Below are 20,512 nucleotides of genomic sequence, written 5' to 3'. Positions count from 1 at the left end.
AAGCCCCCCAGGCAAATGCGTATTAATGCGTGCTAATTCTTTCCTTAGAGTCAGACTCGCGTTTTTCGTCCTTCGCGACTATCTCCGGAGCTACATCGGGCAAGGGCTCCGGCGCGTATTGCAGCGCAATTTGCAGGACCTCGTCAATCCATTTAACCGGTTTAATCTGCAGATCCTGCTTGATATTGTCCGGAATTTCCTTGAGATCACGCACATTCTCTTCAGGAATGATCACGGTCTTGATACCACCACGGTGAGCCGCAAGCAGCTTTTCTTTCAGACCGCCAATCGCCAATACCTGACCCCGCAAAGTAATTTCGCCGGTCATTGCGACATCTGCGCGCACCGGAATGCCGGTCAACGCCGAGACAAGGGCCGTGCACATGCCCACACCGGCGCTTGGGCCGTCCTTCGGGGTTGCCCCTTCCGGCATGTGGATATGCGTGTCGCGCTTCTCGTGGAAGTCCAGGGGGATCCCCAGGCTCTTCGCACGGCTGCGGACAACGGTCTGGGCTGCGGTGATCGATTCGACCATCACGTCACCCAACGAACCAGTCTTGATCAGTTGGCCTTTGCCTGGAACGACGGCGGCCTCGATGGTCAGCAATTCGCCGCCCACCTGGGTCCATGCCAGCCCGGTCACCTGACCGATCTGGTCCTGGGATTCAGCCAGGCCATAGCGGAATTTGCGCACGCCCAGGAAGTCTTCGAGCATCGACGCGGCCACCTTCACCGAGAAGCGTTTTTCCAGTGCATGCTCTTTGACCGCCTTGCGGCAGACCTTGGCAATCTGGCGCTCCAGTCCACGTACACCGGCTTCGCGGGTGTAGTAGCGAATGATGTCACGGATCGCCTCTTCCTCGAATTCCAGCTCGCCTTTTTTCAGGCCGTTAGCCGCGATCTGCTTGGGCGAAAGGTATTTGACGGCAATGTTGATTTTCTCGTCTTCGGTGTAGCCCGGCAGACGAATGACTTCCATCCGGTCGAGCAGCGCCGGTGGAATGTTCATGGAGTTGGAGGTGCACAGGAACATCACATCCGACAGGTCGTAGTCGACTTCCAGATAGTGATCGTTGAAGTTGTGGTTCTGCTCGGGGTCGAGCACTTCCAGCAACGCCGACGCCGGATCGCCGCGCATGTCGCTGCCCATTTTGTCGATTTCATCGAGCAGAAACAGCGGGTTGCGCACACCCACTTTTGTCATCTTTTGAATCAATCTTCCTGGCATCGAACCGATGTACGTGCGGCGATGACCACGGATTTCAGCCTCATCACGCACACCACCCAAGGCCATGCGCACAAACTTGCGGTTGGTAGCGTGTGCAATCGACTCGGCCAGGGACGTTTTACCCACCCCAGGAGGACCGACCAGGCACAACACCGGACCACGAATCTTCTTCACGCGTTTCTGCACGGCGAGGTATTCAAGGATGCGTTCCTTGACCTCTTCCAGGCCGTAGTGATCGGCGTCGAGGATGTCCTCTGCACGCGCCAGGTCAAGGCGCACCTTGCTCTGGGCCTTCCACGGCACCTGCACCAGCCAGTCGATGTACGAACGCACCACGGTGGCTTCTGCGGACATCGGGGACATCTGCTTGAGCTTGTTCAGCTCACCCTGGGCCTTGGCCAGCGCGTCTTTGGGCAGGCCAGCCGCATCGATGCGCTTTTTCAGGTCTTCGATTTCATTGTGACCTTCGTCACTGTCGCCCAGCTCTTTCTGAATGGCCTTCATCTGCTCATTCAGGTAGTACTCGCGCTGGCTGCGCTCCATTTGTTTCTTGACGCGACCACGAATGCGTTTTTCGACTTGCAGCAGGTCGATCTCGGCATCCAGCAGCGCCAGGACGTGCTCGACCCGCGCCGACAAATCGATGATCTCGAGGATTTCCTGCTTCTGCTCGATCTTCAGGGCCATGTGGGCGGCCATGGTGTCGACCAGGCGACCGGGCTCATCGATGCTGTTGAGCGACGACAGGACTTCAGCCGGGACTTTCTTGCCCAACTGCACATACTGCTCGAATTGAGACAGCAAGCTGCGCACGAACACTTCCGACTCACGCTCAGGTGCGTCGACTTCTTCGATCAACGAGACTTCGGCGCGGCAGTGGCCGTCAACTTCGCTGAAGCGCTCCACGGTGCCACGCTGCTCACCCTCAACCAGAACCTTGACGGTGCCATCTGGCAGCTTCAGCAGTTGCAGGACGGTGGCAATGGTACCTACGCGATAAAGTGCATCTTCACCCGGATCGTCGTCAGCAGGGTTTCTCTGGGCCAGCAGAAGGATCTGCTTGTCACCCGTCATCGCCGCTTCAAGGGCTTCAATTGACTTCTCGCGCCCCACGAACAGCGGGATAACCATGTGCGGATAAACCACGACATCACGCAATGGCAAGAGAGGCAATTCGATGGTCGTCTTCATGATTTCGCCTCGACGGCGGCCACAAGGCCGTAAACAGATGGAATTGAGCTTGAAACCAAGATGGGGGCTGCCTGCAAAAAAAACAAGCGCAAAGAGATGGTTAAAACGCGGAAAAAGCAAAGGGGCCCGAAGGCCCCTTCCCTGTTCCAGCTGCGAGACGCTTAAGCGTCTGGCGCGGCCTTGGCAGTCGGCTCACTGTTTTCGTAGATATACAGTGGCTTGGACTTGCCTTCTATGACGCTTTCATCGATCACCACTTTACTCACCTCGGACTGCGAGGGGATTTCATACATGGTGTCGAGCAATACACCTTCAAGAATCGATCGCAGGCCACGGGCACCGGTCTTGCGTTCCAGGGCGCGCTTGGCAACCGATTTCAGTGCGTCGGCCCGGAATTCCAGGTCCACGCCTTCCATCTCGAACAGCTTGGCGTACTGCTTGGTCAGAGCGTTTTTCGGCTCGGTGAGGATCTGCATCAATGCAGCCTCGTCAAGCTCGTCCAGCGTGGCGAGAACCGGCAGACGACCAACGAATTCCGGGATCAGACCGAACTTGACCAGATCGTCAGGCTCGACTTCACGCAGGGCTTCGCCCACCTTCTTGCCTTCTTCCTTGCTGCGAACTTCTGCGTTAAAGCCAATGCCACCTTTGGTGGAACGGTTTTGGATGACTTTCTCGAGGCCCGAGAATGCACCACCGCAGATGAACAGGATGTTACGGGTGTCGACCTGAAGGAATTCCTGCTGCGGATGCTTGCGACCACCCTGGGGCGGAACGGAAGCGACCGTACCTTCGATCAACTTGAGCAGGGCCTGCTGTACGCCTTCACCGGAAACGTCCCGGGTGATCGACGGGTTGTCGGACTTGCGCGAGATCTTGTCGATCTCGTCGATGTAGACAATGCCCATCTGGGCCTTTTCCACGTCGTAGTCGCACTTCTGCAGCAGCTTCTGAATGATGTTCTCGACATCCTCACCCACGTAACCCGCCTCGGTGAGGGTGGTTGCATCGGCGATGGTGAACGGAACGTTCAGCAAGCGGGCCAGTGTTTCGGCAAGCAGGGTTTTACCCGAGCCTGTCGGGCCGATCAGCAAGATGTTGCTCTTGCCGAGTTCGACGTCGTCATTCTTTTTGTCACGCTGATTGAGGCGCTTGTAGTGGTTGTATACCGCTACGGCCAGAATCTTCTTCGCGCGTTCCTGACCAATGACATATTGATCAAGAATGCCGCTGATTTCTTTAGGCGAAGGCAATTTATGCGCGCTGCTTTCGGCCTGTGCTTCCTGCACCTCCTCACGGATGATGTCATTGCACAGGTCGACGCACTCGTCGCAGATAAAGACCGAGGGGCCGGCAATCAACTTGCGTACTTCATGCTGGCTTTTGCCACAGAAGGAGCAATAGAGCAGCTTGCCGTTGTCCTCGCCGTTGCGGGTGTCAGTCATTCGTTCGATCCAAATCCGATAGGCTTGCAACACAAGATGAAGGCTATTGCGGGCTTTTTCAAGCCCGCCGATGATCGAACACGCCGACCACGCCCTGTTTTGTGCCGCTTATTTTACGCTGGGCGTTGGGTGATCACTTCATCGATCAGACCGTATTCACGCGCTGCTTCTGCACTCATGAAGTTGTCGCGGTTGGTGTCGCGCTCGATTTCTTCGAGGGTACGCCCGCTGTGCTGAGCCATCAGCTTGTTCAAACGCTCGCGAATGAACAGGATTTCCTTGGCATGGATCTCGATGTCCGAGGCCTGACCCTGGAAACCGCCCAGTGGCTGGTGAATCATCACGCGCGAGTTCGGCAGGCAGTAACGCTTGCCTGGAGCACCTGCGGTCAGCAGGAATGCGCCCATGCTGCACGCCTGGCCGATGCAGGTGGTGGAGACGTTGGGTTTGATGAATTGCATGGTGTCGTAGATCGACATGCCCGCTGTCACCGAACCGCCCGGCGAGTTGATATACAGATGGATGTCCTTGTCCGGGTTTTCCGCTTCAAGGAACAGCAATTGCGCACAGATCAGGTTGGCCATGTAGTCCTCTACAGGACCTACCAGAAAGATCACGCGCTCCTTGAGAAGACGCGAATAAATATCATAGGCGCGCTCGCCACGAGCAGATTGCTCGACAACCATCGGGACCAGGCCGCCTGCGGCCTGGACATCAGAGTTCTGCTGAATATAAGAATTACGGAACATGCTCTGCAGTCACTCCCAAAATAGTTATGTCTTGAAAACGCATAAGCCAGCACGAATGCTGGCTTATGGTGTACGTCTTAACGCAGGAACAATCAGTCGGCTTGTGGAGCTTCTACCGGCTTGACTGCTTCTTCGTAAGAGACCGATTTATCGGTCACGCTAGCTTTCTGCAGAACAGTATCCACAACTTGCTCTTCCAGCACAACAGAACGGACTTCGTTCAGTTGCTGGTCGTTCTTGTAGTACCAGGACACCACTTGCTCAGGCTCCTGATAGGCCGAAGCCATTTCCTGGATCATGTCGCGAACGCGTGCTTCGTCAGGCTTGAGCTCGTACTGCTTGACCACTTCGGCCACGATCAGACCCAGGACAACGCGACGCTTGGCTTGCTCTTCGAACAGCTCGGCCGGCAGTTGGTCAGGCTTGATGTTGCCGCCGAACTGCTGGACGGCCTGCACGCGCAGACGGTCAACTTCGTTGGACAGCAGGGCCTTTGGCACTTCGATCGGGTTGGTGGCCAGCAGACCATCCATGACCTGGTTCTTGACCTTCGACTTGATGGCCTGACGCAGTTCACGCTCCATGTTCTTGCGAACTTCGGCGCGGAAGCCTTCCAGACCCGTTTCCTTGATGCCGAATTGAGCGAAGAACTCTTCGTTCAGCTCTGGCAGGGTTGGCGCGGAAACGGTGTTCACGGTAACGGTGAACTCGGCAGTCTTGCCGGCCAGGTCGAGGTTCTGGTAGTCCTCAGGGAAGGTCAGGTTCAGGACGCGCTCTTCGCCGGCTTTAGCGCCAACCAGACCGTCTTCGAAACCCGGGATCATGCGGCCGGAACCCAGCACCAGCTGAGTACCCTTGGCGGAACCGCCAGCGAACACTTCACCGTCGACCTTGCCAACGAAATCGATGTTGAGCTGGTCATCGTTCTGGGCGGCGCGATCGGCCACTTCGAAACGGGTGTTCTGCTTGCGCAGCACGTCCAGCATCTTGTCCAGGTCGGCGTCAGCCACGTCAGCGCTCAGGCGCTCGACGGCGATACCTTCGAAACCGGCAACGGTAAACTCAGGGAACACTTCGAATACGGCAACGTATTCCAGGTCCTTGCCTGCTTCCAGGGATTTTGGCTCGATCGACGGCGAACCCGCCGGGTTCAGCTTCTGCTCAACCACGGCTTCGTAGAAGGAAGCCTGGATCACGTCACCCACAGCTTCCTGACGCGCATCAGCACCGAAACGGCGCTTGATTTCGCTCATTGGCACTTTGCCTGGACGGAAGCCGGCAATCTTGGCCTTTTGGGCAGTCTGCTGCAGACGCTTGTTGACCTGAGTCTCGATGCGCTCAGCCGGCACGGTGATGCTCATGCGGCGCTCAAGAGCAGAAGTATTTTCAACAGAAACTTGCATGGATATTCCTCGTTGCACAGACGTTAGCCGGCCGTTACCGACCCAAGAATCAAGGGCATGCATTCTAGAGGGTCAAACTCAAGAAGTCACCCTACTGAAAAGGGGTAAAAAAACGGCAGGCATTTTTGAGGAGCGAAGGCACCCATGCGCCCCGCTCCGACAGCCAATACAGTCGATCACGCCAGGGCTCTGCATCAACCCTTCTATATATAGAAGAGCTCGCGACCCCACACCCCGGCGGCCGCTGCGCAAACAGCAGCGGCGAGCAGTGCGGCATCATCGGGTAACATTTATACGACGAAACGCCCTGCGCTTTTCAGACCGCCAAAACTAAAAAAGGCGCCAGACTGTTAAATCTGGCGCCTCTCGAAATATGGGGTGGACGATGGGGATCGAACCCACGACAACGGGAGTCACAATCCCGTGCTCTACCAACTGAGCTACGCCCACCATATTGCAGCGCAAAAAAACCAAACGGCCTCTTTGCTTGACTCCAGCCCGGCCTGCGACCGGAATGAAGCTTGTTTGGTGCGGATGAAGAGACTCGAACTCTTACGCCTCGCGGCGCTGGAACCTAAATCCAGTGTGTCTACCAATTCCACCACATCCGCGGATGAAGCTGTTAAAGCAAAGGCGCCAGACTGTTAATCTGGCGCCTTTCGAAATATGGGGTGGACGATGGGGATCGAACCCACGACAACGGGAGTCACAATCCCGTGCTCTACCAACTGAGCTACGCCCACCATATCGCGCTACTTGTGCCAATGCTGCCTAATGGCGCACCCGGCAGGACTCGAACCTGCGACCATCCGCTTAGAAGGCGGATGCTCTATCCAGCTGAGCTACGGGCGCCTTATTAATCTGTACTCTTGGAGGACTACAAACTAAGTGCTTTTCAGTCTCGCAAAACCGTAATTTCGCTCGACCTTCTTAACCAGTGCTAGGCTGTGCCCGACAAGTGCGACGAATAGTATAGAGCGCCCCCAAGGTCGTCAAATCCTTTTTATAAAAAATTCATTTAATTAAAGGGCTTAGGGGAATTTGCAGACCAAGCGCCTTTGCCCTCACCGCATGACATGCGAGAATGCATTCTCTTTTTTCCCCCTCTCGATGGTTAATCACGCGCAATGACTGCACAACTAATCGACGGCAAATCGATCGCCGCCAGCCTGCGCCAGCAGATCGCCCAACGCGTCAGCGAGCGCCGCCAGCAAGGCCTGCGCACTCCTGGCCTCGCGGTGATCCTGGTCGGCAGCGATCCAGCCTCTCAGGTTTATGTCTCGCACAAGCGTAAAGACTGTGAAGAGGTCGGCTTCATCTCCCAAGCCTACGACCTGCCTGCGCAAACCACTCAGCAAGCGCTGACCGATCTGATCGATCGCCTCAACGAAGACCCGGCAATCGACGGCGTCCTGCTGCAGTTGCCGCTGCCTGAACACCTGGACGCCTCCAAACTGCTGGAGCGTATCCGCCCGGACAAGGACGTCGACGGCTTCCACCCTTACAACGTCGGTCGCCTGGCCCAGCGAATTCCATTGCTGCGCCCCTGCACACCGAAAGGGATCATGGCGCTGCTGGAAAGCACCGGCGCGGACCTCTACGGAATGGATGCGGTCGTCGTCGGCGCGTCGAACATCGTCGGCCGCCCAATGGCCATGGAACTGCTGCTCGCCGGCTGTACCGTGACCGTTACCCACCGCTTCACCAAGGATTTGGCCGGCCATGTCGGCCGGGCCGACCTGGTGGTGGTGGCTGCCGGCAAGCCGGGCCTGGTCAAGGGTGAGTGGGTCAAGGAAGGCGCGATCGTGATCGACGTCGGGATCAACCGCCAGGACGACGGCAAGCTGGTCGGCGATGTTGTCTATGAAACCGCCCTGCCCCGCGCCGGCTGGATCACGCCCGTGCCGGGTGGCGTAGGCCCCATGACACGTGCCTGCCTGCTGGAAAACACCCTGTACGCCGCGGAAACCCTGCACGGCTGAGTGTTGCCATGCCTGCACCGACGCGTAAAGGAACCCCGCCCATGGCGGGGTTCTTTTTATTTGCAGGAACGACATGACCATTCGCCGGAAACCTGCTGTTTTGTGAGGCTTTTCAAGGAGTTTCACCTGTCAATCGAACAACCATCGACAGTTCTTCAGCCATACTCCTAAAATGCCTCGGTTTTAAGAAACAGCCCGTTACAAAACGGCTAATCCACATCTTATGAGTCTGCCAGCGTGAAAATCCGTCTTTCCATCCTGAGTCTGTTTTTCGCATTTACTACAGGGACGTTCCTCACGCCATTGGTCGATGCTGCGGAAATCGCAGCTCCGCGCGACACCAAACAACTGAAAATCGCTTCCGGCAGCGCCTTGCTGATGGATCTGCAGACCAACAAAGTCATTTACGCCAGCAACCCAGACGTCGTGGTTCCGATTGCCTCGGTCAGTAAATTGATGACAGCGCTGGTCGTCGTCGAAGCCCGCCAGAACATGGATGAGTACATTTCCATCGATATCAGCGACACGCCGGAAATGAAAGGTGTGTTTTCACGGGTCAAGCTCAAGAGCGAAATGCCCCGTCGGGAAATGCTGCTGATCGCCTTGATGTCCTCCGAAAACCGCGCAGCCGCCAGCCTCGCGCACCACTATCCGGGCGGTTACGCCGCCTTCATCGCCGCAATGAACGCCAAGGCAAAGGCATTGGGCATGACCAGCACGCACTATGTCGAACCGACTGGCCTGTCGCCGCGTAACGTCTCCACGGCAAGGGACCTGAGCAAACTGCTGGTCGCGGCGCACAAATACCCGATCCTCACGGAACTGAGCACCACCAAGGAAAAAACCGTGTCGTTCCGCAAGCCCAATTACAGCTTGGGCTTTCGTAACACCGACCACCTGGTGGGCAAGCCGAACTGGGACATTTCCCTGACCAAGACGGGCTTCACCAACGAAGCCGGCCACTGTCTGGTGCTGGTGACACGCATGGGTAATCGTCCGGTGGCGCTGGTGATTCTGGACGCCTTTGGCAAGTACACCCACTTTGCGGATGCAAGCCGCATTCGCAACTGGGTCGAGACCGGCAAGAGCGCCGATGTGCCTTCGGTGGCCTTGCAGTACAAGTCAGAGAAGAACCTGAAACAGCGTCAGGGTGGCGTGGCTGAGGCGTCCAAATAAGCTGAACCCCTACCCCCGCTCCCACAGGGGGGTTGTGACACGCTCCACCCTCAATCATTCGGCAACGGCATCTGATCATCATCCGGGATACCGTCTCCCGCACTGGGCTCCTTCGGCGCCACCGCCGGCCGGGCCAGCGGGTCGCGCAGCGGACTGTCCGGATCCAACACCGGATCAACGTTTTTTTCCGGAGTGGTGGGAACACTGTCCGGCTGTTTTTTGTCATCGAAACTCGAATCGGTCGACATACACACCTCACTTGAACGTCAGGGTTTCAGGTCAGCCAGCGGGTCGTACGGTTTGGCGGGGGCCTTGTTGTCCTCTTCCGGATCCACATCCAGTGGCGCCTTGGCAGGACCGACAGGATCGACCTGCGGATCGTCGAGGTCCGGCGAGTCGGGATCGAATCCAAGCTCTTTGTCAGAAGAGTGCTCGGATGAATGCGGGCCCGAAGGATGTTTGGAATCTGCCATGGTTGCCTCCTTGGTGTGGCCCGCACAATACAGGCACTTACACCTCTGAGGACAATCGCACAGTGCCGTGCGACGCAGATGACGAACGGAGGGTGTTACGGAGCAAGCGCCTTCTTCGCGCGAGCCGCAGCCTGCTCCTGACCAGCCTGGGCGAGGTCATTGGCGGCGTTCAACCAGCGCTGCCGATCAACGTTGGCCGGAATCTGATTCGGCTTCTGGATCAGCACCGCCCACCCGCCGGCACTCGTGAACGCCGATTCGAACGAACCGAAACTCATCAACTCCCGGCGATCCATCCCGGCTCGCAACAATACGGTCTGCTTCTGACGGTCGTACCCGGCCAGGATGGCGTAACGCTGCTCGGCCCAGAACGCCGAGCCTTCGGTGAAGCGCACCATCACCGGATACCCGGCAGCGACCTGAGTCAGCAAGGCCGGCAGGTTGTTGTCCAGCGGGTAGACGACCATGCCGTACTCGCGCGCCAGGTTTTGCATGTTCTTTTGCAACTGCGCTTCGGCTCCAGGCAGATGCAAGGGCTTTTCCAGCAGGCCAGGGGTGATGACCACACCCAATTGAGACAACAGGCTCGCCAGCACCTGCGGCCCGCTTTGATAACTCACACCTCGGTAAAACGTGCCGCTGAGCTCCACCCGTTGCGGCAGACGCTGCACCTCAGGCGCCACGCTGCCGGCGCACCCGGCAAGCCCCGCCACACACCCTGCAATCAATGCCGCCACTCGAATCCGCGAAATAAGCCGAACCATCATCTCTCTCTGCCTGTCCCTGTTAATACTGGCGATCATAGGACGCCCACCGGCAGCGGTATAGCCTTTACCCGCAGTTAGGCACTCTCGATAGAGCGAACTGGTTGGTGACAGGCGACCTTTGGTCAATAGCTTGAAACACGGCAGCGACTAGACTGTGAATTGTAGAGGGTATGCCCGCCGCAGGGCGAAGAGGAGGCACTGATGAGCCTGACAATGACCATCGTGATGTTGATTTCCGGCTGGCTGGCCGTTGCCACCGCCATGCTGTGGGGGGTCCTGCGCATTGCACGCCGGCACCATCACCACCCTGCCCCAGCGGCGCGGGTGGTCAAAGATCCGACCGTACGCCACGCCACTGCACACTGACGCTCATTGAAGGATGGATGTAACACGGCCGCCTGGGCTCTTTCGAGCGCAGGCGGCCGTTTCATTTACGTTGTGGTTCAAGCCTCGGCGCTGACGCGCTTCTGCTTGGCCCGCCGGGACATCATGTTCAACACCTCGATCGCTGCCGAGAACGCCATGGCCGCATAGACGTAGCCTTTGGGTACATGGGCGCCAAAGCCTTCGGCAATGAGCGTCATGCCGATCATGATCAAGAAGCCCAGCGCCAGCATCACCACCGTCGGGTTGTCGTTGATGAACTTGGCCAGCGGGTCAGCGGCCAACAACATCACCAGTACCGAAGCCACGACCGCAATGATCATGATCGGCAAATGCTCGGTCATGCCGACTGCGGTAATGATGCTGTCGATGGAGAACACCATATCCAGCATCAGGATCTGCCCGATAGCCGCAGCGAAACCCAGGGTGACGGTCGAGGTGGCGCTTTTCGGGTCCTCTGGCGCCGGGTCCATGCTGTGGTGGATCTCGGTGGTTGCCTTCCACAACAGGAACAGACCACCGGCGATCAGGATCATGTCCTTCCAGGAGAACGCGTGGCCAAGTATCTCGATGACAGGCGCCGTCAACTGCACGATGAACGCGATGGTGCTCAACAACGCCAGGCGCATGATCAATGCCATGCCGATACCCAGGCGCCGCGCTTTCTGGCGATATTGCTCCGGCAGTTTATTGGTCAGGATCGAGATGAAGATCAGGTTGTCGATGCCGAGCACGATCTCCATCACCACCAGCGTGGCCAGGGCGACCCAGGCGGTGGGGCTTGCAGCAAGTTCTAAAAGGTATTCCATGGGTCAGTCCTGACTCGATTAAGACGGTTTAGATTTCCTGGGAAGATTCGGTTTTTTCTTTATCTTCGCCTGATGACTCTTTCTTGCTGATGAGCCCGCCGGTGGCGTCGCTGAGCGCCTGCTCGGCTGCTTTGTGCGTGTCGTCGATGGCCTGCTTGGCACTTTCGGCTGCCTTGCCCATCAGTTGCTGGGCGCTTTTTTCGGCCTGGTCGCAACCGGCCAGTATCAGTAAAGACGCGATTAACAATGCCGTGGTTTTAAGCTTCATGATCCTTTTCCTCGATAAAACAGAACGGGCCGAATCATGGCCCGCTGATAGCGAGGCATTCTAGGGAGATGAACACTTCAGTAAAATTCGTATTTTTAGCGGCTATACTTCGATTTTTACGAACTGTAGGGCGCCATGATCAACTATCGTCAATTGCATTACTTTTGGGTGGTGGCCAAGACCGGCAGCATCGTACGTGCCTGTGAGCAACTGAACCTGACGCCACAGACCATCAGCGGACAGATTTCACTGCTCGAACAGACCTACGGCATCGAATTGTTTCGCCGGGTCGGTCGGCAACTGGAACTCACCGAGGCCGGGCGCCAGGCATTGCCCTATGCCGAACAGATGTTTCAGATCGCAGGTGAGCTGGAATTGATGCTGCGGGCACAACCCAATGAGCAGCAGATCCTGTTTCGGGTCGGCGTGGCCGATGTCGTGCCCAAATCCATCGTGTATCGACTGATCGCCCCAACCATGGAGTTGCACGAACCCCTGCGCATCACCTGTCGCGAGGACAAACTCGAACGCTTGCTCGCCGACCTGGCGATCCAGCGGCTGGACCTGGTGATTTCCGACAGCCCGATGCCCTCGCACCTGGATATCAAGGGCTACAGTCAGAAGCTGGGTGAATGCGGCATCAGTTTTTTCGCCACGACAGAACTGGCGGGGCAATACGGCCAGGATTTTCCCCGTAGCCTGCACGGTGCCCCACTGTTGATTCCGGGCCCGGAAACCGTCGTGCGCAGCCGTTTGCAGCGCTGGTTCGCCGAACAGCAGATTCAACCCCGGATTGTCGGCGAGTTCGATGACAGCGCCTTGATGCAGGCGTTCGGGCAATCGGGGAGTGGGATCTTCATCGGCCCGAGCGTGATTGCCGATGAAGTAAAGCGCCAGTACGGCGTGGAGCTGCTGGGCCAGACTGACGCGGTGACCGAGTCGTTCTATGCCATTTCGGTGGAACGCAAGGTCAAGCACCCCGGCATCGTTGCAATTACCGAAGGTGCCCGACGCGAGCTGTTTACTGCGCTCTGACGCCTCAGGCGCAGACGTGCCGGGGCTTGAAGGTCATCAGCGCCATGGCCAGCAGAATCGACATCAGGATCAGCCCCGCCGCCGCGAACCCCAGGCCTTGCAGGCCGACGCTGTCGATCACCCGGCCACCGATCATCGCCCCCAGCCCAATGCCGAGATTGGCCCCGGCGATGTTCAGCGACGCGGCAAACGCCGGTGCCTCGGGCGCGGCCTTCATCAAGCGCACATGGCTGACCAGGAACAACGCCGCCTGGGTCACCCCCCAAATGCCCATCGCCGCGGCCAGGCCCAGCGGCGAGTGAATGTTCGGCACCAGCGTCACCATGCCGGCGATCATGAACGCACAAAACGTCATCGAGGCGATCAACGGATGACGATCCACCGCGCGCCCACCCAGCGAGTTGCCGATCAATCCCACCGCACCGAAGCCCATCAGGCACCAGCCGACCACCGTGCCGTTGAAACCGGCGAGGCGTTCCAGAATGTCCGCCAGGTAGGTGTAGGCGGTGAACATGCCACTGAACACGATGATCGACAGCAGCACGTGGCCCATCATCAAGGGGCTGCGCAAGATCTTGAACTGCGAACGCAGACTCACCTGATGCTGATGCAGGCTGGTTTTGGGCAGGTACACAAACAGCAGCAAAGCCTTGGCGAAGGCGATCACCGCAAGGATGCCGAAAGCACTGCGCCATCCAAAGGCGTCGGAAATCAGCGTGCCGACCGGAATGCCGAACACCGTTGCGCAGACGATGCCAAAACCAATCTTGGCGATGGCGCGCCCAGCGTAATCCGGCCCGACGATGTCCACCGCCGTCTCACTGGCCAGGGCCCAGAACACCGGCAGCCCCAGGGCGGGAATCAGCCGCGCGAACGCCATGACCCAGATGTTCGACGCGAATGCCGCCAGGGTATTGGCCAGGCCGAACATGATCAGCACCGAAATGAACAGCTTGCGCCGCTCGAAGCGGGCGAAGTACGCCGTCAGAAAAGGCCCGAACGCCGCCACAGTGAAGGCGAACAACGTCACCAGCAAACCCGCCTGGGGAATCGTGACCTCAAGGTCCCGAGCGATGGCCGGCAACAGGCCGACGATGACAAATTCCGTGGTCAGCACCGTAAAACCGGCGGCGGACAACAGAAGAATGGGCAACAGCATGCAGAACTCCAGAAAAACGACAGCACCAGCGATAGCCCGAAGGCCCACTGGCAGAGATGAAAATGAGGATGGCCAATGTTAACAGAGTGTGTCCGAAAGTGGTTGCACCAACCTGCAAATCAGGTGCTCATCGGGTGACAGTTGGTCACGGGCCTGATGGAAGACCACGACTGGCGCTGTGATAAAATCCGCGCCCTGCGATTTCCACCCCCTGCTCATCAGCTCGCGATCGGCCTCGATGTCGCGACCACCTGAACATTCAGAGATGTTGTTTTATGACTGCTTCGTCCCCTTCACTGTTGCAACGCTTGAAAGGCTTGAGCCTGGTTTCACAAATCATCATCGGCCTGATCGCTGGTATTGCCCTGGCCCTGCTGGCGCCAGAGGTGGCAAAGTCCACGGCATTCATCGGAAAGGTATTCGTTTCGGCGCTCAAAGCCGTCGCGCCGATCCTGGTGTTCGTCCTGGTGATGGCGTCGATCGCCAATCACAAACACGGCCAGGAAACCCACATCCGGCCGATCCTCTTCCTTTATCTGCTGGGCACCTTTGGCGCGGCGGTCGTAGCGGTTGTCGCCAGCATGATGTTCCCGTCGAGCCTGGTGCTCAGCACCCAGGATGTCGCCGTGACCGCGCCGGGTGGCATCAGCGAAGTGTTGCAGAGTCTGCTGTTGAGCGTGGTGGACAACCCGGTCAGTGCGCTGATGAATGCCAACTTCATCGGAATCCTGGCCTGGGCTATCGGCATGGGCATCGCGATTCGCCACGCGGGCGACACCACACGCGAGGTCCTTGATGACCTTTCCAACGGTGTGACGTTGATCGTGCGCCTGGTGATCCGTTTTGCACCGCTCGGGATTTTCGGCCTGGTGGCCTCGACCCTGGCGACTTCAGGTTTCGGCGCGCTGATCGGCTATGTGCACCTGCTGGCCGTGCTGCTGGGCTGCATGGTGTTCGTGGCACTGGTCATGAACCCACTGATTGTGTTCTGGAAACTGCGTCGCAACCCCTTCCCGCTGGTGATCATGTGCCTGCGCGAAAGCGGGATCACCGCGTTCTTCACCCGCAGTTCGGCGGCGAACATTCCGGTCAACCTGGAGCTGAGCAAGCGCCTCGGCCTGCACGAAGACACCTATTCGGTGTCGATCCCACTGGGCGCGACCATCAACATGGCGGGCGCGGCGATTACCATCACCGTCCTGACCCTGGCGGCGGTGCACACTCTGGGCATCGCCGTGGACATTCCCACCGCCATTTTGCTGAGTGTCGTCGCCGCCATCTGCGCCTGCGGCGCATCGGGCGTGGCGGGCGGTTCGCTGCTGTTGATTCCCCTGGCGTGCAGCCTGTTCGGGATCCCCAGCGAAATCGCGATGCAGGTGGTGGCGGTCGGCTTCATCATCGGTGTGTTGCAGGACTCGGCAGAGACTGCGCTGAACTCGTCCACTGATGTGTTGTTCACGGCGGCGGCTTGCCTGGGTGAAGAGCAGAAGGCTTAGATTGCACGGATGAAAAAAAACCGCAGCCAATTGGCTGCGGTTTTTTTTGGCTTTCTGCTTTCTGTAGGAGCGAGCTTGCTCGCGATGGTGGTTCAGACACCGCAGGGTGTCAGTTTCCTTGCGTTATCGTTAACCACCATCGCGAGCAAGCTCGCTCCTACAGAGCAATGGGTGTGCGTCAGAACGCGCCCATATAGTCCCGCTTGCCCACTTCCACGCCATTGTGACGCAGCAGCGCGTAGGCGGTGGTGACGTGGAAGAAGAACTGCGGCAAGCCATAGCTCAGCAGGTAAGCCTGGCCGCTGAAGCGCTTCTCTTTTGGCGTGCCCGGACGCGTCACGATCTCGATGCCTTCCTTGCCATTGATCTGCGCAGGCTTGATCTCGTCGATGTAGGCCAGAACCTTGGTCAACAGCGCTTGCAGCTCGGCGAAAGTGGTTTCGGTGTCGTCGTACTTCGGCACTTCAACCTCGGCCAGGCGGGAGGAAACGCCCTTGGCAAAATCCACCGCGATCTGCACCTGACGCACCAGCGGGAACATGTCCGGGAACAGACGCGCTTGCAGGAAAGCATTGGCGTCGATGTTTTTGGCGGTGGCGTGGGCTTCGGCCTTGTGCAGGACGTCGCTCAGGGCGGTGAGCATTTGCTTGAAAACCGGAATGGATGCGTCGTACAGGGAAATGGTCATGGCAGTCTCGTGTGATGACAGGAGTGAAACGTGGGAGCGATTATAGCGAGCTGCGAATCCTGCGGCGTCTGCCCGCAGATAAAAATAACGGCATGAAACAATGGCGTTTTGATGACTGTTTGCTGCGAATTCAGTTGCCATTGGCGCGCGCCGGCCTAAAGTGCATGCCAGCAGGATCAGATTATGAATCGCGTAAGGACGCAGCCTCATGAGTGAGCAAGAAACCACGTTCGAAGAGCCACGGCTCAACAGCACGGAAATCCGCATTCTGGGCTCGTTGATAGAGAAGCAGGCCACCAGCCCGGAAACCTATCCGCTGACGCTCAATGCGCTGGTCATTGCCTGCAATCAGAAAACCAGTCGTGAACCGGTGATGAACCTGACTCAAGGTCAGGTCGGCCAGAGCCTGCGCGCTCTCGAAGGTCGAGGCTTTGCCAAATTGGTCATGGGCAGCCGTGCCGACCGCTGGGAACACAAAGTCGATAAGGCGCTGGAACTGGTGCCAGCCCAGGTGATTCTCACCGGATTGATGTTTCTGCGCGGACCGCAGACTGTCAACGAGCTGTTGACCCGCAGTGGGCGCATGCATGATTTCGAAGATGCCGAACAGGTGGTGCACCAACTGGAACGCCTGATCGCCCGAGGTCTGGCCGTACTGATCCCGCGCCAGGCCGGGCAGCGCGAAGATCGTTATACCCACGCTCTGGGCGATCCGGCGGACATCGAAGCGATCCTCGCCGCCCGCCAGAACCCGACCGAGCGCAGCGCTGGCGGTGGTGTTTCGTTGGAGCGGATCGAAGAACTGGAAGCGCGGATTGCGGCGCTGGAAGAACGGTTGGCGCGGCTGGAATAACCTGATGTTCTGATGTTGACTGTCCCGGCCCCATCGCGAGCAGGCTCTCTCCCACAGGGATCACCGATAGCCTGCTCGCGATGGGGCCGGTACAGCCACCGCATCACTACCAGACAGAATCACCCCCGAGCAAACGCCACGGCCTTTTCAAACTGCTCAACCGTCGGGCGCACCCCGGTGTACAGCACAAACTGCTCGAGCGCCTGGATCGCAATGACTTCCAGGCCAGTGATCACCCGCTTGCCTTCGGCGCGCGCCCGCACGATCAACGGTGTTTCGCTAGGAACAGCCACCACATCGAAGACCGTCTGTGCGGCTGCAATCGTCTCGGCGTCGAAGGCCAGTTGATCGGCCTCGGGTCCCCCAGCCATGCCGATCGGGGTGACATTGATCAGCATTTGCGGGTTGCGCGCCCCCAGTTCGGCTTGCCACTCGTAACCCAGCGATTGCGCCAGCGCGCGCCCGGCGCTTTCGTTTCGGGCGACGATCAAGCCGTTCTTGTACCCGCCATCGCGCAGCGCACTGGCTACGGCCTTGGCCATACCGCCGCTGCCACGCAGGGCAAAGGTTGAGTCCTTGGGCACCCGATGGGTGTCCAGCAGTTGCGCGACAGCGATGTAATCGGTGTTGTAGGCCTTGAGGTGGCCGTTGGTATTGACGATGGTATTGATCGATTGGATGGCTGCGGCGGAGGCGTCCAACTCGTCAACCAGTGCAATGCACGCTTCCTTGAACGGCATCGACACCCCGCACCCGCGAATGCCCAGTGCGCGGATGCCAGCCACCGCGCCGGTCAGGTCCTGGCTGCTGAAGGCCTTGTAATAGAAATTCAAGCCCAACTGCTCGTACAGATGGTTGTGGAATCGCAGGCCGAAGTTGCCAGGGCGCCCAGACAGGGACATGCACAGTTGGGTGTCTTTGTTGGGGTTCATCTGCATGAGACATCTCCTTCATGGGTACGCGCCTGCGCCGGGCAGTGCGATGTAAAAAAACCGGTACAGACCTTACACAAAATTTACCCAACGGCTGTGCAGAATTTCGAAGAAGCGCTGTCTTATAGGTATCCCCGCGACAATCCCTGGGTCTATCGCAGACACCGGCGCCGGGCTGAAGAATCGAGGAACTATCATGATCCGTAAAATCCCCGCAGTGGCCCTGCTGATCGGCGCTCTGGCTGTCGCAGGACAGGCTCAAGCGCATGGCGGTGGCGGCTGGCAAGGTCCGGCGGTATTTGGCGCGATCGTCGGGTCGGCCATCGTCGGCTCGGCCATTATCAACAGCAACCGCCCGGTCTATGTCGCTCCGCAACCTGTCTATGCAGAGCCGGCGCCGGTGTATTACGCACCACCGCCGCCACCGGTTTATTACCAGCCAGCGCCGGTGTACGTACAACAACCCATTTATTACCGCCCGGCTCCGGTCTACTACGGGCCGCCGCGTGGTTATTACGGCCCGCCCCGTGGCTATTATGGCCCGCCACATGGATACGGCCGCTGGTAACAACCTCAATTAAAGCCCTGCCTCAAGCAGGGCTTTTTTAGGCCTGTGGATCCGTATTGGATGGACTCGCCGCTTCGACTTTTCGCAACCATTCATCGCCAAGGTCTGAATACCTTTCGTCGAGGTCGCTGTCGGGACAGTGCCGGTTGGGCAAGGCGTTCATATTTTTGTCATGACAGGTCCGCAAGCTGGTTCTGTCCGCCCACAATTGCTTGATAACAACAAGGACGAGCCCATGCCCACGCAAAACCCCCATCGCGATACCAGCTTGTGCACTTGCGACAAGGTGTACAGCGCCCTGACCGAACTCAAGCAGCTCGAGGGTCATCGCAACGCCAAGTTCCTTTCGCTGATGGCTGAAAACCTGGTACGCAAGGGCCTGCTCAACGAGCAGGAAGTGATGCACCTGCTGGATCTTGTAGTGGATTGACCGACAGACGGTCGCTTGGCCTCACTTGCATCAATGACCACTATTGAAAGCGTTGATTTCTCGTCCAGGCACCAGGCTCGTAATGTAGCTCCATAGATTGATGGAGGTACTTATGTCCCAGGTTAAAATCATGTCCGTTATCGGCAGCGCCGTTCCCGCCTCGCTCAGGGAGGTCGGCTTGCTCGCCTGCTGGTATTTGATGCAGGACGGCGAACCGATCAGCGGTCCGCTCACCTCGCTCAATGCCGCCCAGGCCTTGTCTCGACGCCTCGACACCGAGCGATTCAGCGCTTAAGGCAACTGCACCCGCGGTTGCGTTTCGATGAAAATCGCCCAGCTCGACATGAACAGTGCCGCGATGAGGGGCCCGATCACAAAGCCGTTGAGGCCGAAAATGGCCAGGCCACCCAACGTCGAGATGAGAATCAGGTAATCCGGCATCTTGGTGTCCTTGCCCACGAGTATCGGGCGCAACACATTGTCCACCAGGCCGATCACGAACACACCGAACAGCCCGAGCACCACGCCCTGCCAAATCGCCCCGCTGAACAGGAAAAACGCCGCCACCGGCGCCCAGACAATCCCCGCTCCGACGGCCGGTAGCAACGACAGAAACGCCATGAGCACCGCCCAGAGCAACGCGCTGGGAATATCGAGAAACCAGAAAATCAGCCCGCCCAGCGCACCTTGCGTCATGGCCACCACCAGGTTGCCCTTGACTGTGGCCCGCACCACCCGATTGAACTTGAGCTGCAAACGGCGCTTCTGGTGTTCTTCCAGCGGTATGGCGGTGCGCATTTTGCGCGCCAGTTCGGCACCGTCGCGCAGAAAAAAGAACAGCAGGTAGAGCATGATGAAGAAGCTCACCAGGAAATCGAATGTGCCCTGGCCGAAGCTGAACGCCTGACTGGTGATGAATTCATTGCCGCTCACGGCACTCTTGATGATTTTCTCGCGCAGTCCCTCCAGCTCACCGACCCCGGCCCGATCGAGCAAATGCTGGAAGTACGCCGGCAGGCTGTGCTTGAAATGCGTGACATAACCGGCGATGTCCAGCTCGCCGCTTTCGATGCGCTTGTACACCGTAGCGCCTTCCTGGACCAACAACATGCCGAGAATGATCATCGGCAAAATGGCGATCACCAGGCAGATGCCCAAGGTCAGCGCTGACGTAAAGTTGCGCTGCCATCCCAGCTTCAACTGCAGCCGCCGCTGCATGGGCGCAAACAGGATGCCAAGGATCACCGCCCAGAACACCGCGCCGTAGAACGGCAGCAGAATCCAGATAAAAGCCGCCGTCACCAGTCCAAGCAGGACCACCAGCGACTTGTTGTGTACCGTCTGTTCGTTCATGTCCGATCCATGTCAGTCCAAGGCGACGCAGGTCGCGTCCTGTTGCTTAGTCCACCACGGTTCGCGCGAGTGCCATCGGTTTGTTCACCAAGCATAGATCCAGATCAATGAAACCCGCAGGCA

General features: G+C 58.3%; 22 protein-coding genes and 4 tRNA genes. 9 read left to right on the top strand and 17 right to left on the bottom strand.

Annotated elements, in window-relative coordinates:
- Window positions 1-22 precede the first annotated feature (22 nt).
- The 8 genes from lon to AB4N64_RS04970 all read right to left on the bottom strand — a co-directional run bounded on the left by lon (window position 23) and on the right by AB4N64_RS04970 (window position 6,868).
- On the bottom strand, window positions 23-2,419 hold the full coding sequence (gene lon / locus AB4N64_RS05005) for an endopeptidase La (RefSeq protein ID WP_460122507.1): 2,397 nt from the start codon (window positions 2,417-2,419) through the stop codon (window positions 23-25).
- A 161-nt stretch (window positions 2,420-2,580) separates the two neighbouring features.
- On the bottom strand, window positions 2,581-3,864 hold the full coding sequence (gene clpX / locus AB4N64_RS05000) for an ATP-dependent Clp protease ATP-binding subunit ClpX (RefSeq protein WP_460122505.1): 1,284 nt from the start codon (window positions 3,862-3,864) through the stop codon (window positions 2,581-2,583).
- A gap of 113 nt (window positions 3,865-3,977) precedes the next feature.
- A complete protein-coding gene (gene clpP / locus AB4N64_RS04995; RefSeq protein ID WP_460122503.1) occupies window positions 3,978-4,613 on the bottom strand; it encodes an ATP-dependent Clp endopeptidase proteolytic subunit ClpP in 636 nt (211 codons plus the stop codon).
- A gap of 92 nt (window positions 4,614-4,705) precedes the next feature.
- Complete coding sequence (gene tig, locus AB4N64_RS04990) at window positions 4,706-6,016, bottom strand: trigger factor (protein ID WP_460122501.1); 1,311 nt, start codon at window positions 6,014-6,016, stop codon at window positions 4,706-4,708.
- A 374-nt stretch (window positions 6,017-6,390) separates the two neighbouring features.
- A tRNA-His gene (locus AB4N64_RS04985) sits at window positions 6,391-6,466 on the bottom strand.
- Window positions 6,467-6,542: 76 nt separating this feature from the next.
- Window positions 6,543-6,627: transfer RNA gene (locus AB4N64_RS04980), tRNA-Leu, on the bottom strand.
- A 56-nt stretch (window positions 6,628-6,683) separates the two neighbouring features.
- Window positions 6,684-6,759, bottom strand: a tRNA-His gene (locus AB4N64_RS04975).
- Between the two features lie 32 nt (window positions 6,760-6,791).
- Window positions 6,792-6,868 (bottom strand) — tRNA-Arg (locus tag AB4N64_RS04970).
- A 275-nt stretch (window positions 6,869-7,143) separates the two neighbouring features.
- Here AB4N64_RS04970 and folD point away from each other — a divergent pair.
- Together folD and pbpG are read left to right on the top strand one after the other, a co-directional pair.
- Window positions 7,144-7,998 (top strand): bifunctional methylenetetrahydrofolate dehydrogenase/methenyltetrahydrofolate cyclohydrolase FolD, encoded by an 855-nt coding sequence (gene folD, locus AB4N64_RS04965; RefSeq protein WP_460122499.1) that lies wholly within the window; start codon window positions 7,144-7,146, stop codon window positions 7,996-7,998.
- 237 nt (window positions 7,999-8,235) lie between these two features.
- Window positions 8,236-9,174: a D-alanyl-D-alanine endopeptidase gene (pbpG, locus tag AB4N64_RS04960; RefSeq protein WP_460122497.1), complete on the top strand. Its 939-nt coding sequence runs from the start codon at window positions 8,236-8,238 to the stop codon at window positions 9,172-9,174.
- A 50-nt stretch (window positions 9,175-9,224) separates the two neighbouring features.
- Here the strand turns inward: pbpG and AB4N64_RS04955 are convergent, their stop codons facing one another.
- The 3 genes from AB4N64_RS04955 to AB4N64_RS04945 form a co-directional block, all read right to left on the bottom strand.
- Complete coding sequence (locus tag AB4N64_RS04955; RefSeq protein WP_460122495.1) at window positions 9,225-9,422, bottom strand: hypothetical protein; 198 nt, start codon at window positions 9,420-9,422, stop codon at window positions 9,225-9,227.
- Window positions 9,423-9,440: 18 nt separating this feature from the next.
- Entirely contained in the window at window positions 9,441-9,647 is a 207-nt protein-coding gene (locus AB4N64_RS04950; protein ID WP_460122493.1) for a DUF6021 family protein, read from the bottom strand.
- A 95-nt stretch (window positions 9,648-9,742) separates the two neighbouring features.
- The gene (locus tag AB4N64_RS04945; RefSeq protein ID WP_460126611.1) at window positions 9,743-10,411 is read right to left on the bottom strand and encodes a peptidase C39 family protein; all 669 of its coding nucleotides are present in this window, start codon (window positions 10,409-10,411) and stop codon (window positions 9,743-9,745) included.
- Window positions 10,412-10,615: 204 nt separating this feature from the next.
- On the opposite strand from AB4N64_RS04945, the gene AB4N64_RS04940 reads away from it, so the two are divergent.
- Window positions 10,616-10,780, top strand: coding sequence for a hypothetical protein (locus tag AB4N64_RS04940; RefSeq protein ID WP_460122491.1), 165 nt, complete (start codon window positions 10,616-10,618; stop codon window positions 10,778-10,780).
- Between the two features lie 77 nt (window positions 10,781-10,857).
- On the opposite strand, the gene AB4N64_RS04935 is transcribed toward AB4N64_RS04940, so the two are convergent.
- Both AB4N64_RS04935 and AB4N64_RS04930 read right to left on the bottom strand, forming a co-directional pair.
- Window positions 10,858-11,607, bottom strand: a complete 750-nt coding sequence (locus AB4N64_RS04935) for a TerC family protein (protein WP_460122489.1) — start codon at window positions 11,605-11,607, stop codon at window positions 10,858-10,860.
- Between the two features lie 28 nt (window positions 11,608-11,635).
- Window positions 11,636-11,875 (bottom strand): hypothetical protein, encoded by a 240-nt coding sequence (locus AB4N64_RS04930; protein ID WP_460122487.1) that lies wholly within the window; start codon window positions 11,873-11,875, stop codon window positions 11,636-11,638.
- Window positions 11,876-12,010: 135 nt separating this feature from the next.
- Between AB4N64_RS04930 and nhaR the strand changes: the two genes are divergently transcribed.
- Complete coding sequence (gene nhaR, locus AB4N64_RS04925) at window positions 12,011-12,910, top strand: transcriptional activator NhaR (protein ID WP_460122485.1); 900 nt, start codon at window positions 12,011-12,013, stop codon at window positions 12,908-12,910.
- Between the two features lie 4 nt (window positions 12,911-12,914).
- Here the strand turns inward: nhaR and AB4N64_RS04920 are convergent, their stop codons facing one another.
- On the bottom strand, window positions 12,915-14,069 hold the full coding sequence (locus AB4N64_RS04920) for an MFS transporter (protein ID WP_460122483.1): 1,155 nt from the start codon (window positions 14,067-14,069) through the stop codon (window positions 12,915-12,917).
- 275 nt (window positions 14,070-14,344) lie between these two features.
- Between AB4N64_RS04920 and sstT the strand changes: the two genes are divergently transcribed.
- Complete coding sequence (gene sstT, locus AB4N64_RS04915) at window positions 14,345-15,565, top strand: serine/threonine transporter SstT (RefSeq protein WP_460122481.1); 1,221 nt, start codon at window positions 14,345-14,347, stop codon at window positions 15,563-15,565.
- A 178-nt stretch (window positions 15,566-15,743) separates the two neighbouring features.
- Here the strand turns inward: sstT and AB4N64_RS04910 are convergent, their stop codons facing one another.
- On the bottom strand, window positions 15,744-16,253 hold the full coding sequence (locus AB4N64_RS04910; RefSeq protein ID WP_460122479.1) for a DUF1993 domain-containing protein: 510 nt from the start codon (window positions 16,251-16,253) through the stop codon (window positions 15,744-15,746).
- Between the two features lie 208 nt (window positions 16,254-16,461).
- On the opposite strand from AB4N64_RS04910, the gene AB4N64_RS04905 reads away from it, so the two are divergent.
- The gene (locus AB4N64_RS04905) at window positions 16,462-17,106 is read left to right on the top strand and encodes a YceH family protein (protein WP_460122477.1); all 645 of its coding nucleotides are present in this window, start codon (window positions 16,462-16,464) and stop codon (window positions 17,104-17,106) included.
- 119 nt (window positions 17,107-17,225) lie between these two features.
- On the opposite strand, the gene AB4N64_RS04900 is transcribed toward AB4N64_RS04905, so the two are convergent.
- Window positions 17,226-18,044, bottom strand: a complete 819-nt coding sequence (locus AB4N64_RS04900) for a shikimate 5-dehydrogenase (RefSeq protein WP_460122475.1) — start codon at window positions 18,042-18,044, stop codon at window positions 17,226-17,228.
- A 190-nt stretch (window positions 18,045-18,234) separates the two neighbouring features.
- Here AB4N64_RS04900 and AB4N64_RS04895 point away from each other — a divergent pair, with 190 nt between their 5' ends.
- The 3 genes from AB4N64_RS04895 to AB4N64_RS04885 all read left to right on the top strand — a co-directional run bounded on the left by AB4N64_RS04895 (window position 18,235) and on the right by AB4N64_RS04885 (window position 19,331).
- Complete coding sequence (locus tag AB4N64_RS04895; protein WP_460122473.1) at window positions 18,235-18,606, top strand: hypothetical protein; 372 nt, start codon at window positions 18,235-18,237, stop codon at window positions 18,604-18,606.
- Window positions 18,607-18,841: 235 nt separating this feature from the next.
- The gene (locus tag AB4N64_RS04890; protein ID WP_460122471.1) at window positions 18,842-19,036 is read left to right on the top strand and encodes a hypothetical protein; all 195 of its coding nucleotides are present in this window, start codon (window positions 18,842-18,844) and stop codon (window positions 19,034-19,036) included.
- A 112-nt stretch (window positions 19,037-19,148) separates the two neighbouring features.
- The gene (locus AB4N64_RS04885) at window positions 19,149-19,331 is read left to right on the top strand and encodes a hypothetical protein (RefSeq protein WP_460122469.1); all 183 of its coding nucleotides are present in this window, start codon (window positions 19,149-19,151) and stop codon (window positions 19,329-19,331) included.
- Here AB4N64_RS04885 and AB4N64_RS04880 read toward each other — a convergent pair.
- Window positions 19,328-20,389 carry an AI-2E family transporter gene (locus AB4N64_RS04880; RefSeq protein WP_460122467.1) on the bottom strand — a complete coding sequence of 354 codons (1,062 nt, stop codon included), beginning with the start codon at window positions 20,387-20,389 and terminating at the stop codon, window positions 19,328-19,330. The two genes, AB4N64_RS04885 and AB4N64_RS04880, sit on opposite strands and share 4 nt — an antisense overlap.
- Between the last annotated feature and the right edge of the window lie 123 nt (window positions 20,390-20,512).

Source organism: Pseudomonas sp. S2_C03, from assembly GCF_054668405.1.
Note: the sequence above shows the minus strand (reverse complement) of the source record. Positions and strands in the feature narration are given on the sequence as shown.